General features: G+C 41.8%; 10 protein-coding genes. 9 read left to right on the top strand and 1 reads right to left on the bottom strand.

The window, feature by feature from the left end; translation table 11 throughout:
- Window positions 1-4: 4 nt before the first annotated feature.
- Window positions 5-1,924, bottom strand: coding sequence for a mechanosensitive ion channel family protein (locus tag JMW61_RS10640; RefSeq protein ID WP_201551925.1), 1,920 nt, complete (start codon window positions 1,922-1,924; stop codon window positions 5-7).
- Between the two features lie 483 nt (window positions 1,925-2,407).
- Between JMW61_RS10640 and JMW61_RS10635 the strand changes: the two genes are divergently transcribed.
- From JMW61_RS10635 to JMW61_RS10595, 9 genes are all read left to right on the top strand, one after another.
- On the top strand, window positions 2,408-4,345 hold the full coding sequence (locus JMW61_RS10635; protein WP_201551120.1) for a TonB-dependent receptor: 1,938 nt from the start codon (window positions 2,408-2,410) through the stop codon (window positions 4,343-4,345).
- A gap of 346 nt (window positions 4,346-4,691) precedes the next feature.
- On the top strand, window positions 4,692-6,116 hold the full coding sequence (gene ahcY, locus JMW61_RS10630) for an adenosylhomocysteinase (RefSeq protein WP_201551118.1): 1,425 nt from the start codon (window positions 4,692-4,694) through the stop codon (window positions 6,114-6,116).
- Window positions 6,117-6,129: 13 nt separating this feature from the next.
- Window positions 6,130-6,978, top strand: a complete 849-nt coding sequence (gene metF / locus JMW61_RS10625; RefSeq protein WP_194196630.1) for a methylenetetrahydrofolate reductase [NAD(P)H] — start codon at window positions 6,130-6,132, stop codon at window positions 6,976-6,978.
- A gap of 270 nt (window positions 6,979-7,248) precedes the next feature.
- A complete protein-coding gene (locus JMW61_RS10620) occupies window positions 7,249-8,109 on the top strand; it encodes a 16S rRNA (uracil(1498)-N(3))-methyltransferase (RefSeq protein WP_201551116.1) in 861 nt (286 codons plus the stop codon).
- A 62-nt stretch (window positions 8,110-8,171) separates the two neighbouring features.
- Window positions 8,172-9,875 (top strand): putative bifunctional diguanylate cyclase/phosphodiesterase, encoded by a 1,704-nt coding sequence (locus JMW61_RS10615; RefSeq protein WP_201551114.1) that lies wholly within the window; start codon window positions 8,172-8,174, stop codon window positions 9,873-9,875.
- Between the two features lie 388 nt (window positions 9,876-10,263).
- A complete protein-coding gene (locus tag JMW61_RS10610) occupies window positions 10,264-12,057 on the top strand; it encodes an acyl-CoA dehydrogenase C-terminal domain-containing protein (protein WP_110923814.1) in 1,794 nt (597 codons plus the stop codon).
- Between the two features lie 305 nt (window positions 12,058-12,362).
- Window positions 12,363-14,147 carry an acyl-CoA dehydrogenase C-terminal domain-containing protein gene (locus tag JMW61_RS10605; protein ID WP_201551112.1) on the top strand — a complete coding sequence of 595 codons (1,785 nt, stop codon included), beginning with the start codon at window positions 12,363-12,365 and terminating at the stop codon, window positions 14,145-14,147.
- 247 nt (window positions 14,148-14,394) lie between these two features.
- Window positions 14,395-16,848 (top strand): site-specific recombinase, encoded by a 2,454-nt coding sequence (locus tag JMW61_RS10600; RefSeq protein ID WP_201551110.1) that lies wholly within the window; start codon window positions 14,395-14,397, stop codon window positions 16,846-16,848.
- Between the two features lie 248 nt (window positions 16,849-17,096).
- Complete coding sequence (locus tag JMW61_RS10595; RefSeq protein ID WP_227687446.1) at window positions 17,097-18,170, top strand: glycosyltransferase family 4 protein; 1,074 nt, start codon at window positions 17,097-17,099, stop codon at window positions 18,168-18,170.
- Window positions 18,171-18,195: the final 25 nt, after the last annotated feature.

Genomic DNA, 18,195 nt, shown 5'->3' with positions numbered 1-18,195 from the left:
TACCCTAAAATTGGTTCCATATAGAAAAGCTAGGTCTTTTTTTGACATGCTTAAACTTGCTTTTCTTTAATACATGGCTTTTATGTATGAGTCCTTTGAGCGTGTGGCTTTTCTTACTTTTCAATGTTGCCTTCTTTTTTTCATTGAGGGCTTCATCGCTATTAGTACTGTCATTGCCTTTATCTTTATTTAAATCCACAGCAGTATGGTCATCAGAACTGTCATTGCCAACATCAGTATCCTTGCTAATTGATATATCTTTTACCGATTCAATGCTGTTGTTTGCTTGATTATTGCTTTCTTGATTATGGTTTTGATCCTCATTATCAATGTGATCTTCTAGCTCGGCTTGATTGACGATAAGCTGCTGAGTCGGCAATGCATGTTCTACTTTATATTTCGCGACTTTCTTTAATACATCGATAAATAACGTATTTTGCTTGTCATAGAATTCAATGATTCCAGTAGCATTGACATAAGCCTGCAACTGAATGACATAGCAATCTTGACGCAGCTCTAAGATATTGACCTGATTCCACTCTGGGTTGGTTAAATCATGCTCTTTTATGAATTCATCCAAGTCGTTTACCATTTTGAAAATCACATCAAGATCAGCGGTACGCTTCAGATATAAATGATGGAAAAAACGAAACATATCACGAGAAGTAAAGTTTTCAATCTGCATCGATGAAAAGTCACCGTTCGGTACTGTCACGATCGTACGCGTCAATGTCCGCACACGCGATGAGCGAATACCAATATCAATCACCGTACCTTCATAAGTGCCAAATTTACAATAGTCACCGATTCGCACTGGCGAATCTGCTACGACGACGACACTACCGACTAAGTTTTCGATGGTCTTTTGTGCACCCAGTGCCAATGCCAAACCACCCACACCCAATGCGGCAATACCTGTGGTCAAATCAAAACCTAAATTACCAAAGATGACAATCACAGCAAATATCAGCAGCAGCGCTTTAACCACTTTGCGCAGCAGCCCTAAGATTGAAACCCGCTCAGTATAGTTTTTCTTATAGCTCAAATTTACCGCACGAGTAAATATGGCATCGACGACTCGTAGTAGTAACCATGTTATCGCTACCCACGAAGCTATTTCCGTGAAACGATTGACTGGCTCACGCAGGGTCACTGATACGCCAGCGTATACCATTACCTCAGACAGTATCAGTGCCATGATTACCACGGAAAGCGGTAGTATCACCTTATCCGGTAATGGCAATGTCACACCGCGAACATGCGGATAGGTGATTCTCAATAAATGATACAACAGCCAAACCATGATGTAAGTCAGTATAAAGCTACTGACGATCATGGCAAGCGCCGCGACCAAATCAGCCAACTGATAACCGAAAAGCTTTTTGCCGTCCAATGAATCAATGGTATAGCGAGATACCAAAGTTGGTTCAGTGTTCTCTATTACTTCCGGTATCGAGCTGAGCGTATCGCTTGAAAACTGCCAATACTTTTCATTTCTATCAGACGTAACTTTTTCGAGTATCAGTGACACGCTTTTCTCACCAATATTAATCGCACCCACATTTTCTTGATTTGGTGGTAGCTGATCAGTGAGGTTACCCTCAGGCGTATTGCTCAGCTGCAAATCCGGCTGAAAACGTCCACCTGCATCTAGTGCTTGCTTAAATTGCCGTACAATAGTCGTTGGATTGTCAGACTTCGATAAATTTAGATAGTTACTCGCCAGCAGGTAGTCATTTTCACCCAGGGCGCTGATAAACCCTTGCACCGTATTCCTTGGTGTATCTCGCCCGAATGAGTCCGGTCGCGGTGATTTTTCTGACTCTTCACTGCTACTATCACTAATACCCAATGAACTGGCTTCTGCTGCAAAGGTATGAGTTGGCCATAACAAACTCAACAGCAGCACAAGTAAAAATACCATCGCGAGTAATGGTACTTTAATGATTGAGTATGGTGAAGATAACTCGGTGCTGGGAATCAGACGATACTTAGTAGACAAAACAAACCTCTTAGCTTATGGATAGTACAACAGAGAACAATGAAATCCTGACTATGATAGCAATTATTTATCACAGCAGTACTTTTGATTACGCATTTTTGTAGCTATCTATATCAATGACTGCCTAACGATATTGCTTACTAACTTAGCTCAAATCTCTCATAAATATCAGCTTATTTGAAGACCGAAATGATTATCAAATGAATAATTAGCAACTAACCATGAAAGTTACTCATGTTAGCGTGAAGAAAGATTAAGTTAAAGTGGTTTATAAAGTGGTGGTTTTTATAGATAATGAGCATAGTTTTGCTCACTTATTGCTTTTTGTAATTTTTAACCATAGTAGCGTCAAAATGGTTATTTTTTATTTCTGTACTTCTTAATATGATTACTTTGGAATTGACTATGTTTTTACCACGTTCTTCTTCGACTGCCTATCTTCGCTTATGTATTCTGAGCGCACTTGGCGTATTTTCTTTGAATGCAACAGCAGCAACCGATTCTACTGTCGTAAGCAACAACGAAGTACCAGAAGTTGAACTCGATGAAATCGTTGTAACAGCTACCCGCACACCTACTAAGACCAGTAACATCATTGCTCAGACAAGGGTTATTGATAGCGAAGAATTACAGCGTTATCAAGGTCAAACCGTAATTGATGTACTAAAAAATCAATCCGGTATGAATATTGCTCAAAGTGGTGGTACAGGAACCGTCAGCAATTTTTATATGCGTGGGTATGATAGTAAGCAAGTCCTTGTAATCATTGATGGTATTCGCTACAGCTCTATTTCTACAGGCGCGCCTGCACTAAATCTATTATCTGCCGATCAAATCGACCGTATCGAAATTTTATATGGTGCATCAGGTTCTAGTATTTACGGCTCTGATGCGATGGGCGGTGTCATTCAAATATTCACTAAAGGCAATAACGTAGAACAATCTAACGTTTCAACGACCGTTGGTTATGGTAGCAATAATCATTACCAAGTAGGCATAACAGGTCAGCTTAAAAATGAGACTTCTTCATTGAGTCTGGGTGTCAGCCGCAACGAAACAGACGGTTTTAACGCGATTGCTAGTCCTAGTTCTTATGATTACAATGCTGATGATGATGGTTTTAAATCTACCAATGCCAGTCTAGCATTACAACATAAGATCTCAGACTCTCTAAGTGCTGGAATCAGTGCATTATATTCTGACTCTACAACGGATATTGACTCTGCGGGCAACGCTTTTCCAAATGCTTATTCAGATCAAAAAAATGGTAGCGCCAATGTTTTTATTCAACATCAAACACCATTAGCTGTCACTAAATTTAGCTATGGCCAAAGTATCGATAAATCCACTACTCATGATGCTAACTCTATTGATTATCAAGATGGCAGTCAATTCAATACCATTCAACAGCAGGCACGTTCAGAAACAAGTATTAATGCACAACCTGGTACCGTGATTATTGGCGCAGAATGGTTATCACAGAAATTAGATGCATCTGATGTTTTAGATTTTTCAGGTTATCCTGCCCCTGCCACTCAAACTGCTTACGATCCTGAAGATAGAACCGTTAAAAGTGGTTTCGTTGGCTATCAATTATCAGAAGATAATTATGACCTACAAGCCAATTATCGTGTCGATGATAATTCGCAATATGGCAATGAGAACACATATAACATAGGTGCCGCTATACGTCCATTAGATGGCTTGCGTATCGGTGCAAGCTATGCGACAGGATTTCGTGCGCCAACCTTCAACGATTTGTACTACCCTGGTTACAGTAACCCAGACTTAAAGCCTGAGACCAGTAAAAATACGGAAGTGTTTGTAGAGTACAATAAAGGCAATCAAATTTCCCGTCTGACTGGCTATCATACTGACGTTGATGACTTGATTGGTGGTAATACCAACACGAGTGAGGCACAAATCAAAGGCTTAAGTTTGACTTCAGACTGGAGCGTTAGTTCGTTTGTATTTGGTTTGGGTTATGACTATCTAGAAGCTAAAGACAAAACCACCAATAGTGCTAACTATAACAACGACCTTGTATACCGCCCTCAAAATAGCAGTTTGATTTATCTTGGTTATCAGCAACCTGCTTTTGATGTGCGTTTAGAAGCTAAATATACTGATGAAAGATTCTCTGATGCTGCAAATACTACTAAGTTGGATGACTACACTCTACTAAACTTAAGCGGCGTTATCTATCTGACGACCAATCTTCGTGCTAACTTGCGCGTTGACAATATCACTGATGAAGATTACACACTATCTAATCAATTCGGTACAGAATACGCTACTGAGGGCACTAGCTATTTCGGCTCTTTAACCTATGACTGGTACTAAACTGGTCGGAAGTTAACATAGTATTTGCTGCAAACAATAAGAAGGTCATCAATCGATGACCTTTTTTTATGGCCTTAAAAACTTGAAACCAAACATAACACTGCTGTCTATTATTTCTATTAGCCAGTAGGTGACATTTTACCTGTCATCTATTACAATGACACCCTCCGAGAGGTGTTGCGCCATGACCAATAATATTGCATTGAAAGCTAAAATTATGCAAATTATAGGTTGTGTTAGGCTCGGTTAACTGTCGAGTGTCCTATTTTGGTCGCTCACAGCGCAAACAACGGCACCTGCGTTTTTATTCTTTTTATCATAAATTAACCACTGATAGGAGCATATTATGGACGCAGTGTCTAACACCCCATCTGCCCATACGATCGATCCCTCTTTCACTGACTATAAAGTCGCTGACATTAGCCTTGCTGATTACGGCCGCCGTGAAATCACCCTTGCCGAAGCTGAAATGCCTGCCCTTATGGGTCTGCGTCGTCGCTACGAAGCCGATCAGCCGCTTAAAGGCGCTAAAATCGCTGGCTGTATCCACATGACCATCCAAACTGCAGTACTGATCGAGACATTAGTCGCGCTAGGTGCTGAAGTACGCTGGACCTCATGTAACATCTTCTCAACTCAAGACCATGCTGCTGCTGCAATTGCTGCTGCTGGTATCTCTGTTTATGCTTGGAAAGGCGAAACAGAAGAAGAGTATGAATGGTGCTTACGTCAGCAAGTTCACGTTGGCGGCGAAGCATCAGGCCAACTTTGGGATGCCAACCTAATTTTGGATGACGGCGGTGACTTAACTGCTTTGATTCATAATGATTATGCTGAGCTTCTTGATAGCATTCATGGTATCTCAGAAGAGACGACTACTGGTGTACATCGTCTGGTTGAGATGCTTGCTAAAGGCACACTTAAAGTACCAGCAATCAACGTCAACGACGCCGTTACCAAGTCTAAAAACGACAATAAATACGGCTGCCGTCATAGCTTGAATGATGCTATCAAACGTGCTACCGACATGTTCCTTGCTGGTCGCCGTGCTTTGGTTATCGGTTATGGCGATGTGGGCAAAGGCTCTACGCAAAGCTTACGTCAAGAAGGCATGATCGTACGTGTATCAGAAGTCGATCCTATCTGTGCTATGCAGGCATGTATGGACGGCTTTGAAGTATTGTCACCTTACATTAATGGTGACAACACTGGCGGCGCAGAAAACATCAATACGCGCTTGTTAGAAGATACCGACATGATCGTTACCACGACTGGTAACTACCATGTATGTGACAGACATATGCTAGCAGCACTAAAACCTGGTGCAGTTGTTTGTAACATTGGTCACTTCGATACCGAAATCGACACCCAATTCATGCGTGATAACTGGCGCTGGGTTGAGATCAAACCACAAGTGCATCAAATCTTCCGCTCAGACGATGAGAACGATTATTTGATTTTGCTTGCTGAAGGTCGTCTAGTGAACCTAGGTAATGCGACTGGTCACCCATCACGCGTGATGGACGGCTCATTTGCTAACCAAGTATTGGCTCAAATGTATTTGTTCGAAGAAAAATTCGCTGAGCTACCAGCAGACAAGCGTACCGATAACTTATACGTAAAAGTATTACCTGAGAAATTAGACGAAGAAGTAGCCGCTGCGATGGTTGCAGGCTTTAACGGTACTTTAACCAAGCTGACTGAAAAGCAAGCTGAATACTTAGGTGTATCAGTCGAAGGCCCATTCAAGCCTGACGCTTATAAATACTAAAAGGAGCCAGACTGTGAGTAAGCCTGCGTTCTCTTTTGAGTTCTTCCCTGCAAAAACTGAGCAGGGACACGAAAAGCTACTGAGTACTTATGATGAGCTAAACAAGCTGTCACCGAGTTATTTTTCGGTGACTTATGGCGCTGGTGGTTCCACCCGCAGTCGCACCTTAGATATTGTGCAAGCATTATGCACACGTGGTGATACTGGTGTTGCTCCGCATATGTCCTGTATTGGCGATGATAAAAGCGAAATCGCTGAACTATTGACACATTACAAGAGTTTAGGCATCAATCGTATTGTCGCGCTTCGTGGTGACTTACCGTCGGGTCAAGTTGGTATGGGTGAGCTGCCGTTTGCGTTAGACTTAGTCAAGTTTATTCGTGAACATTCAGGTGATCACTTTCGTATCGAAGTAGCCGCTTATCCTGAGATGCATCCACAAGCCCGTAGCTTCGATTCTGATATCGACAACTTGGTCAACAAGTTCCAAGCGGGTGCGGATGCAGCGATTACACAGTTCTTCTACAATGCTGATAGCTATCTATACTTGCGTGACACCTTAGAAAAGCGCGGTGTTGATACGGTTGCTAAACCATTGGTCGCTGGCATCATGCCAATTACTAATTCGAGCAATCTGATGCGTTTTGCTGATAGCTGTGGCGCTGACATTCCACGTTATGTACGTAAGCAATTGGCAGATTTTGGTGATGACCGCAAGGCCATCCGTGAATTTGGCTTTGATGTGGTGTATCGCTTATGTGAGCGTCTCATTAGCGAAGGTGTACCTGCCATGCATTTTTATAGCATGAACAAGGTTGAGCCTAATAAACGCTTAGTCGAGGCCCTAGGTTTGACTGCTTAAACGACCATCCGATTCCTTATCTAATGACTGGCATTCTTCGGAGTGCCAGTTTTTTTGTCAAAATTCTAATAAACAACCATCTATAGCTGTCATAATACAGCTTATCTTATTTAATTTTTAAAAATTTCTTTACTGTGTAATACTGCTATTTTATAACAATCGCTTTTATTAAGAAAAATTCTCATAAAAGAAATGTCTTTAATTGTCTCAAGTGATATTCTATTGAACTAATAATAAGTACGACCAATCAAATAATAGGAATAAGAATACGTGCGACGTTTTTTTTATAGTAGTGACAGTAATGATGATCATAGCTTACTCTCAACTCAACTGGCTACCTTACCGTTAGGTAGTGATATTGAATTGCCAGACAGTATTGTTCATCACTGGTGCCGTGTGCTACGCGCAAACATTGGCGATCAAGGTGTTTTATTCGATGGGTTTGGCGGTGAGTATCAAGTACAGTTACAGACCATTAGTAAAAAGCATGCCACTGTCACTCTATTGGCTCATATAGAGGATGATCGTAGCGCATCAGTACTCACTAAAATTGGTCTGGTAATGAGTCGCGGTGAACGCATGGACTATGCGATTCAGAAGTCAACCGAGCTGGGTGTAACAGCTATTCAGTTACTAAGTAGCCATCACGGTGAGGTCAACCTAAAGCCTGCACAAGTTGAGAAGAAACTGGCACATTGGCAGCAAGTAGCTATTGCAGCCTGCGAGCAATGCGGCCTCAATCGTCCACCGCTCATTCTCGCACCTATCTCTATCCATGACTGGTTAGCCAAAGTAGCAGATAACAATCAAGAGACAGTAGTCAGCCCTATAGTAACCACACTCAGTCAAGACGCCTATTATCATCGGCTACAGCAGCCAGCTGACTTACGTATACAGTTGAGCGTGCCAGCATTAGGACAGCCCGCGATGCCTGAATTGTTACCAGTCACCCTAAAACAGTCGACACCTTATATTGAACTATTAATTGGCCCTGAGGGCGGGCTCAGCGACGATGAATGTCAGCAAGCATCAGAGCTCGGCTTTCATCCTTGGCAAATTGGTACGAGAGTATTGCGTACCGAAACCGCCCCGGTAGTTGCGTTAGCGACCTTACATGCTTTGAGTCATTAGTTATCAAAAGGCCATGTATGTAACCTTATTTATTCTTCAACTTTAATGTTATGGGTCCAATTATGACTAATGCCGCCACTATGCCAATCGCAGACAAGCAACAGTTGCTGGCTCAGTTATGCGAACAACTTGATGACTCTATATTCATCTTAGATGCCAATTTGCGCTATTTATCAGTTAATGCTTGTTATGAGATGACTATTGGTTATACCGAGTCATTTTTACTTGGGCGACCGCTTGGTATCTACGCGGCAGAATTTTTATCAAAAGAAGAGCGAGATATCTTAGCGGATATCACTAGCCACTTAGATACTAATGGTTTTTATGAAAATGACTTTTCGATGGCCAATCGCTATGGAGAGATCGTTGATTGTCATATCACTTATCGCAAACTCTATGTCGAACAGACTGTTTACTATGTTGGTATGCTGCGTGATACCTCTTCTGCCATCAAAGACAAAAAACAATTGGTGCATTTGCTCAATTATGACCAAGTGACAGGCTTGCCAAACCGTAAAGTATTTTTGAGTCAAGTCAGTGACTTGCTATTAGACAGTTATCAAGAGGTCGTCATCGTACGTTTGAATATCGACCGTTATCGCAGCCTTGCAAGCTTACTAGGCCCTGATGGCATAAATGCTTTGATTAACAGTTTTGTCAAACGCGTCAAAAAACTCAAACTCGATAATTTGCATTGTTTTTCCCATTTTGGTGGTGATGATTTTGCCTTATTATTCGAATGCCCTAATGCTAATATCATTCGTCACCAGCTAGACAGTTTAATGCAAATGTGTGAACGGCCCTTTTCTCCAGATAAATCAGAAGCAAAGATATATTGTCACGTATCCATTGGTGTTAGTTACTTTCCTAAAGATGGTGAAGGATTGACAGGGCTGTTGACCAAAGCCGAAAAAGCGCTGCATTATGTCAAGAATCAAGGTGGTGACGATATCTGCTGGTATGACACCGCTATTGATGAAGCCACCACTGATAGTTGGCAGTTAGAGGCTGAACTCAGAGTCGCCGCCTCTGAAGGTCAGTTTATTCCTTATTATCAGCCAAAATTTGAATTAGCGACAGGCGCCATTACTGGTTTTGAGGCATTGGTACGCTGGCAACATCCGACTCGTGGACTGTTGAGCCCAGTACACTTTATCGATGCCATTATCGCTCACAAGCTATCATTTGAGCTATTCTCACAAATGGCCATTCAAATTGCCAAGCAGCTGTCGATTTGGCAAAAACAAGGCTTTCTTCAGCATATCTGTATCAATGCGGACGCCGCGGAATTTAGCCATCCTAATTTTTCTGAGATGGTGAGCAGCCTCCTTACACAGCATGAGATTTCTACGCATCAATTGCATATTGAAGTGACAGAATCTTCTCTCATTCAACGCCATAGCAACGTTAAAAAACAACTGGAGTTACTCAAAGAGTTGGGAATCTGTCTGGCCTTAGATGATTTTGGCACCGGTTATGCCTCGTTAAGTTACTTACAAGAATATCCGTTTGATTTTATTAAAATCGACAAAAGCTTTATCTCTAATATTGAAAATAATCCTACCCAACATGCGATTGTCAAGGCTATTTTAGATTTGGGCAACGCCCTTAATATGCAGGTCATCGCTGAAGGTATCGAAACCGAGGAGCAGCGTGACGTACTATTTGCCATGGGATGCAAGCAAGGTCAAGGCTATTGGCTGAGCAGACCCGTGCCAGCTGACTCTGCAACCAATATGTTAATTCAGCAGTACAGTGTGGTATAACCCAACCTGATTGAACGTCACTTACTTAGTATCACTAATAATTTCATGTGGTTATTCGTCTTTATCTTGAACGCCTAGCTTCGATTACACAACGGATGCAAGGTAGGTTCATGACTTATCAGTCCTGTCACCAAACTTGTATAATCTTCTGTGAAAGCCTATCTTTTATAGTGAATTTGTTAGGTCTTATTCAGCCTCAAGCCGACTCTAACAATCACCACTCTTTTCAATACGATTTTATGTAATCGATAACTTAGTCAATCTGTATTACAGCCTAGCATTTATTTAGGATGTTCAGATTAAAGTGACCAGGACTTTTGCGCTATCTAATAGTGCAGCAACCTACTCTTGACGATTATTGATTATATTCCAAAAAGGACAGGAAGTTATGCAATATAAAGCGCCCTTACGTGATATTCAATTCGTAATGCATGAGTTACTTGATAGCGAAAGCCACTATAAAACTTTACCTGCGTTTCAGGAAGCTGACCGTGAATTGATGGATAGCCTGTTCGAAATGGCTGCAAGCTTCGCTGAAAATGAGCTATCACCATTGAACCAAAGCGGTGATGCTGAAGGCTGTCATTTTGATAATGGCGTTGTTACCACGCCAAAAGGTTTTAAAGAAGCGTATAAAGCGTTTTGTGAGCTTGGCTTCCCTGCCTTGTCTGCTGAAGAAGAGTTCGGTGGTCAAAACATGCCTTTTTCATTATCAACGGTTATCAATGAAATGGTTGGTACGGCCAACTGGTCATTCTCTATGTACCCTGGCCTATCACATGGTGCTATTCAAACCATCGAGCACCATGGTACTGATGCACAGAAACAAACCTATCTCGAAAAAATGATCAGTGGCGAATGGTCAGGTACGATGTGTCTGACTGAAGCGCATGCGGGTTCTGATTTGGGTATCATCCGTACTAAAGCTGAGCCTAAAGAGGATGGCAGCTATAGCATTACTGGTCAAAAAATATTTATCTCTGCCGGCGAGCATGATTTAACTGACAACATTATCCACATTGTATTAGCACGCCTACCAGGCGCACCTGCTGGCACAAAAGGTATCTCATTGTTTATCGTCCCTAAAATGACGGTCAACGAAGATGGTAGCGTTGGTGAAAGCAACAATGTCGTTTGTGGTTCTATCGAGCATAAAATGGGCATTAAAGCCTCTGCCACTTGTGTCATCAACTTTGATGGTGCAACAGGTTACCTAATTGGGCCAGAAAACCGCGGCCTACAGTGCATGTTTACCTTTATGAACGTTGCCCGTATCGGTACTGCTGTTCAAGGTCTAACAGCTGCTGAGTATGCATTCCAAGGTTCACTAACCTATGCAAAAGATCGTCTGGCCATGCGCTCGCTTTCAGGCACTAAAGCACCAGAAAAAGTAGCTGATCCGATCATTGTGCATCCAGCGGTTCGCAACATGCTATTGACTGAAAAAGCCTTTGCTGAAGGCGGTCGTGCATTGGTTTATTACCTCTCACATTTTGCGGATATCGTCGCAAAAGGTGAAGGCGAAGAGCTTAAATTTGCTGACCAAATGTTATCGCTGTTGACACCAATTGCCAAAGCATTCTTGACCGAAACTGGTTTAGAAGCCGCTAATCATGGTATACAGATTTATGGTGGTCACGGCTTTGTGAGCGAATGGGGTATGGAGCAAAACGTCCGTGATACTCGTATCGCTTGTCTATACGAAGGGACGACTGAGATCCAAGCACTTGATTTACTAGGTCGTAAAGTATTAGGTTCACAAGGCAAACTGCTTGGCAACTTTGTCAATATCATTCAACAGTTCTGTGAAGATAACAAAGAAAATGATGAAATGGGTCAATTTGTTCGTCCACTTGTCAAGCACCTTAAAGAATGGGGTGATCTAACGGCACGTATCGGCATGCAAGCGACTGAAAACCCTGAAGCAGTAGGCGGTGCAGCGGTTGATTACATGTACTTCAGTGGCTATGTCACACTAGCTTACTTATGGGCTCGTATGGCACTAGTTGCACAAACTGCTATTGCAGACGGTACTAGCGAAGCCGCATTCTATGATGCCAAAGTAAAAACCGCACAATTCTACTTTGCTAAATTATTGCCACGTACCACCACTCACGTACAGCGTATCAGCACTGGTGTTGAGCCATACATGAGCATGGACGTCGATCAATTTGCTTTTTAATTGAAGACTTTATAAATTAGCTAAGATACATGGTCGGCAACATACTACGGTATGTTGCCGATTTATTTTGTGCCCTTGTTAGTCGCTTTGATATCTTATATCAATGACGGTCTTAGCCCTTGAGAGGTAGTTCAGCATCACAATAGTCGCTACTAACTTTTGGTGCACGCACGATTCACGAAGAAATACACCCGCGCGCAAGCTTATTTGTTAAACTTTAATTATTAATCGCTCAGGTTACATTAGAAAAACAACCTATAACTTTAATACTCTTAACTCTACTCATTTGAACCAAAGGAATGTTTATGGCTGTCTATAATGCCCCTCTTAACGACATGCGCTTTATCTTAAATGATGTGTTTAATGCGCCTAAATTTTGGCAAAATAACGAAAACTTAGCTCATGTTGATATAGAAACTGTCGATATGATTTTGGAAGAAATGGCAAAACTGTCAAAAAACATTCTGTTGCCTATCAACCGCAGTGGTGATGAAGAAGGCGCAACCTTTCATGGTGACGGCGTCGTCACTACCCCAACTGGATTCAAAGAAGCTTATAAGCAATTTGCTGAATCAGGCTGGGTTGGTCTAAGCGGTAACGCTGAGTACGGCGGTCAAGGCTTTCCAAAAATGGTCACTATGTTGACTGAAGAAATGGTTTTTACTGCAAACCAATCGTTTGCACTGTATCCAAATCTGACAGTCGGTGCGACGCTTTGCTTGAACGCTGCTGGCTCTGAAGAGCAAAAACAGACTTACCTCGAAAAAATGTATAACGGTGAATGGTCAGGTACTATGTGCTTGACTGAGCCACATGCTGGTACTGACTTAGGTATCATCAAAACCAAAGCAGTACCTAATGATGATGGTAGCTTTGATATCTCTGGTACCAAAATCTTTATCACTGGTGGTGAGCATGATCTGACTGACAATATTATTCATTTAGTATTGGCAAAAACACCTAGTGCGCCAGAAGGTTCAAAAGGTATTTCATTGTTTGTGGTACCAAAATTCTTGGTCAACGAAGATGGTAGCTTAGGCGAGCGCAACACATTGGCAGTGGGTTCTATCGAACATAAAATGGGCATCAAAGCATCAGCCACTTGTGTGATGAATTTTGACAACGCCAAGGGCTGGATGGTTGGTGCAGAAAACACTGGCCTGTCTTCAATGTTCATTATGATGAACTATGAGCGTGTCACGATGGGTCTACAAGGCCTTGGTGGTTCTGAGCTTGCCTATCAAAATGCCGCTTTATACGCCAATGATCGTGGTCAAGGCCGTAGCGATACGCAACTACAAAGCCCAGAAAAACCTGCTGATGCTATCATTCATCATGCTGACGTACGCCGTATGCTACTGAATGCTAAAGCGAATACCGAAGCTTCTCGTTGTTTTGCCATGTACGTTGCTAAAAACCTCGATGAAGAGAAATTTAGTACAGATCCTGAGTTGGCAAAAGCGGCTGCTGCCCGTGTTGCTCTACTCACGCCAGTGGCTAAAGCATTTTTGACCGATAAAGCGTTAGAGGCCACCGTTGATTGCCAGCAAGTATTTGGTGGTCATGGCTATATCCGCGAATGGGGTATGGAGCAAATTGTACGTGATACTCGTATTGCACAGATTTATGAAGGCACCAACGGTATTCAAGCGCTTGATCTATTAGGCCGTAAAGTCGCTCGTAATAACGGCAAATATGTCACAAACTTCTTGGGTGAAATCCGTGACTTTATCGGTAACATGCAAGCAGATCATGGCATCAAACAAGCCACGTTAGATGCTGCAGATACCATCGAAGCGTTGACTCAGACTGTGCTTGGTAATATTGGCGAGCGTAAAAATGAAGTCAATGGCTGTGCCGTTGATTATATGCATGCCTTTGGCTACCTAGCATATTCGTACATGTTTGCACTGATGGTCGAAGCGGCCAATGGCAAAGAAGGTGATTTTTATACCAATAAAGCCAAGCTTGCTGATTACTTTGTCGGTCGTATATTGCCACGTATCGAGTCTCATGCACAGATGGTACAAGCTGGTAGTGATCCGATGATGAACTTTGATCTTGATTACTTTAATGTACCTGCTAGCTAAGTAATTATCATATAAAATACTCTTAAAAAAGGACAGCCACATTGAGCTGTCCTTTTTTGTGCCAAAATGATTCTCATCATAATTGCTAACAAAATAAGTAACTATCAATGAATGGTTCAGATTAAAATGACGTACGATAAAGCGTTATTTTAACCAAATAAAGAGGTTGCCATATTTTTAGAAAAACGCTTACTGTGACCCATTACATAATAAAAACTACCAAAATAATCATAACAAAGGGTATGACGTGTCAGAAATGAAACACATTTTACAGCAGATTACTGCCTTAAGTGATGTACCCGATAACGCGGTACTAAAGCGTTTAATAGACGAGCTACGGGTAAATGATAAAGAGCCCGCCCTCGCCAACGCAAATATTCAATCACTTATTGACATTCTTCATCAGCATCCAGAATATGCTGATGGACTCTCTAGCTTCGTCCTAAAAATAATCATTCAATACCGTCAAATTGCTCTGTATACCGACACTGGCATCATGTCAGACCAAGGATTCTTTAACAGCTTACGCCGTTTGGTCGGCCATCGTTTTTTACCGATACTACCGCAAGAAGACTCTGTCGTTGAGCTGGTTGGCTACTTGTTTGATAAAAAATCTGATGAACGCTGGCTTGCCAATATCGAAAAAGACAAATGGGATACGTTAATAGAGCTGCTTAAAGTAGAAGAGAAGCATTTAGACTTAGTCGCCACCGTAAAAAACAGTATTTTGAATGCGATTATTATCTTGTCTTATCGCATCAGTGGTATCGGCTTGCATCCTGATTTGATGGACTCTTATCCGCAGATGTTGAATTACTCAGCGTCTTTTGTGGCTCAAAACCAAGAAGCGGTCCTGTTTGTCAATGAATACAGAAAAGCGCATGAGCTTGACACGTTAACGGATATCACTCCTGAACAAGCGGTTGACCCAGCTCCCTTACTCGTGATGATTGAGCAGTGTGAAGATATCGTTGCTACTGTACGCAAACGTATTTACAAAACTGGTATCTCTATTCGACTGACGAATATGATGCTGCGCTTAGATCAAAGCTTACAACGTATGCGCATCTTAACGGAGCTGGTCACAGATGACGATCACAAGCGCGATCGCGCGGTGATTGATTTAATTCAAACGCTGATTACGACTGCCAATCGTCGCTATAGTATTGGTTATTTAATCGATAATAATACCAAGCTACTCTCTCGTAAAGTGACAGAAAATGCTAGCCGCGTCGGTGAGCATTACATTAGCACTGATAAGTCCGGCTACCGAAAGATGTTCAAAAAAGCCTCTATTGGTGGCTTTATCATTGCGTTTATGGCCACGATTAAAATACTGGCTTATCAGTTGGCACTGGCTCCGATAGGTCGAGCGTTCGTTAACAGTATGATTTATGGTTTAGGCTTTGTCTTTATCCATGTCATCCGTGGTACCGTTGCTACTAAGCAGCCAGCCATGACGGCGGCCGCTATTGCCTCTACCATATCTGAAAGCTCTGGTAAAAAATCCCATCAACTGACCAAATTATCAGAGTTGGTCGTCGATATTTTGCGTACTCAGTTCGTTGCCATCATGGGTAATGTGATGCTGGCGATACCCGTTGCTCTCATTATCTCTTTTGCATGGCTGCAATATACGGGTACACCGATGATTGACTCCGAAAAAGCGGGTCACCTACTCCATGATCTAGATCCCTTTCATTCGCTGGCACTGCCCCATGCTGCGATTGCTGGTGTGTACTTATTTTTATCGGGTTTGATTGCTGGTTATTATGACAATTTAGCGGTGTACAATAATATAGGTGCCCGTATCCAACGCCATAAACTACTCATGTACATACTACCGAAATCATGGCTTCAGCGCCTTGGTGGCTTTATAGAAGCCAATTTGGGTGCCATCATGGGTAACTTTTTATTCGGTGTGTTCTTAGGTAGTACTGCGACAATTGGCTTTATATTTGGCTTGCCAATTGATATTCGCCATATTGCGTTTGCCTCGGCGAACTTGGCACATGGTTTATTTAACATATCTGCCGATGAGATAAGTTGGAGCGTTATCTTAGTCTCAATGCTTGGCGTGGCGCTTATTGGTATCGTCAACTTATTGGTCAGTTTTTCACTGGCACTGTTTGTTGCATTACGCTCTAAAGAAGTTCGTTTCTTTGAATGGAGTCGCCTAACAAAATTGGTGTTCGGTCATATTATTAGCCATCCTTCTGACTTTTTCTGGCCACGTGATAAGCCAATGAAATACGCACGTATCGACAGCCAAGGGCATATGATATTTGACGATACCTCAGCGCAAAAAAATGGCAAACATTTACCAAGCAATTATGTCGTACGACGCTTGTCTGATGTCAGAATTTTACCTGAGTCTAAACAAGGTAATGCTCAGTATCCTCAAACAAACACTGATATATATTATGACAATCAACCTGAGGGCGATCATACGCAAGCTCATGCCCCTTCTCACCAAACTGTAGACCTTGACGATGGCTTAATGGATGAAGAGCTCAATAGCATGCCCTACACCAATGATATTCAGTATAATCAAACGGACAAAATGCCGAACAATCATGATTACGATGCTAACAGCGATATCAGCAAAGAACCACATCATGTAGATCCTGATAGTAAAGCAGCAGGCGATGCAAAGACACCTCTGCCAAAACCAAAAAAGCCGCCAAAACTGCCTAATTAATAGGATGGTTTAGGTGGCTTTATACTTGGTTAACTACTGTTCTTATGGCTAATGAGATGGCTAACCATGTTATTTGATACGTCATTGCTCTCACCACCTAAATCTTATCAAGTCACCATAGTTAACCGCTTCGTATGAAATGATGGCATATCTCTGTCGGCTTTGACAACATGAGTCAGCCGAACCAGAACCATCAGTAGCCCTAATATGTACATGTTCAACAGACCCTAACAAGCAAGGCAATCGATTTGAAAATTTTAATGGTGTTGTTTTATGGCCTTAACAAGGGAGCTGGTGTTGAACGCGTAGGTTCTATGATTGCTAACGGTCTATCTGAGGTGGGCCATGAAATAATATTAGCTAGTATTGGACCTTGTGATACACCTTTTTTCCCTCTAAATGAAGATATTAAAATAATTTCACTATCGGATTCTCCGCGCGTTAAGTTAGGTCATACGCCTAATGCTATTTATAAAATAAGAAAGCTGTTAAAAGCAGAGCGTGCTGACATAATAATGGCAGTAGACACAAAGTCTATTCCATACACCTTACCCGCGACTTTAGGCTTGAAAGTAAAGCATATAGGCTGGGAGCATTTTAACTTTGATCCTAGTGAGGGTATTAGCAGAAGCTCTATCGTCAGACATTTAGCGGCACGATATTGTGACTCAGTGGTTACTTTAACCGAAAGAGATAAGGAATATTGGCTAAAAAATACTCGTCATAAATCACAAATAATCGCTATCGCCAATCCTTGTCCGTTTCCTATTCAAGAATATATTGAGGAAAATAAAAAAATAGTATTGGCGGTTGGTCGTCTACATAGAGAAAAAGGGTTTGACTTATTACTTGAAGCTTGGCTTCAGGTAACTACAATGATGCCAGAGTGGACATTAAAAATAGTTGGTGAGGGTGAAGAAAGAGCAAAGCTAACTGAGTTTATTGAAGCAAACCAAATAACTGCGAGTGTGCAATTGGTCGGTGCGACTGATAATGTGGGTCACTATTATAGAGAGGCAGAAATATTTTGTCTGAGCTCTCGCGCAGAAGGGTTTGGTATGGTTTTAACTGAGGCTTTAGCTTTTGGCCTACCTATTGTTAGTTTTGATTGTGGACCTGGCCCCGCAGAAGTTTTAAAAGGTACAGGCTCTATTTTAGTTCCTAAAAATGATGTTGGCGAACTTGCTTCAGCGTTGATTGGTTTGATGAAGAATGATGAGCAGAGAAAAACTATCAGCTTAAGAGGTAAAGAGAAAGTCGAAATTTATCAACCCGCTAATATAATAAGTGAGTGGTTAGATCTACTTAAAAGCTTTGAATAACTCAAAATACTATCTTAATTATCTC

This window comes from Psychrobacter fjordensis, from assembly GCF_904845995.1.
Taxonomy (GTDB): Bacteria; Pseudomonadota; Gammaproteobacteria; order Pseudomonadales; family Moraxellaceae; genus Psychrobacter; species Psychrobacter fjordensis.
Note: the sequence above shows the minus strand (reverse complement) of the source record. Positions and strands in the feature narration are given on the sequence as shown.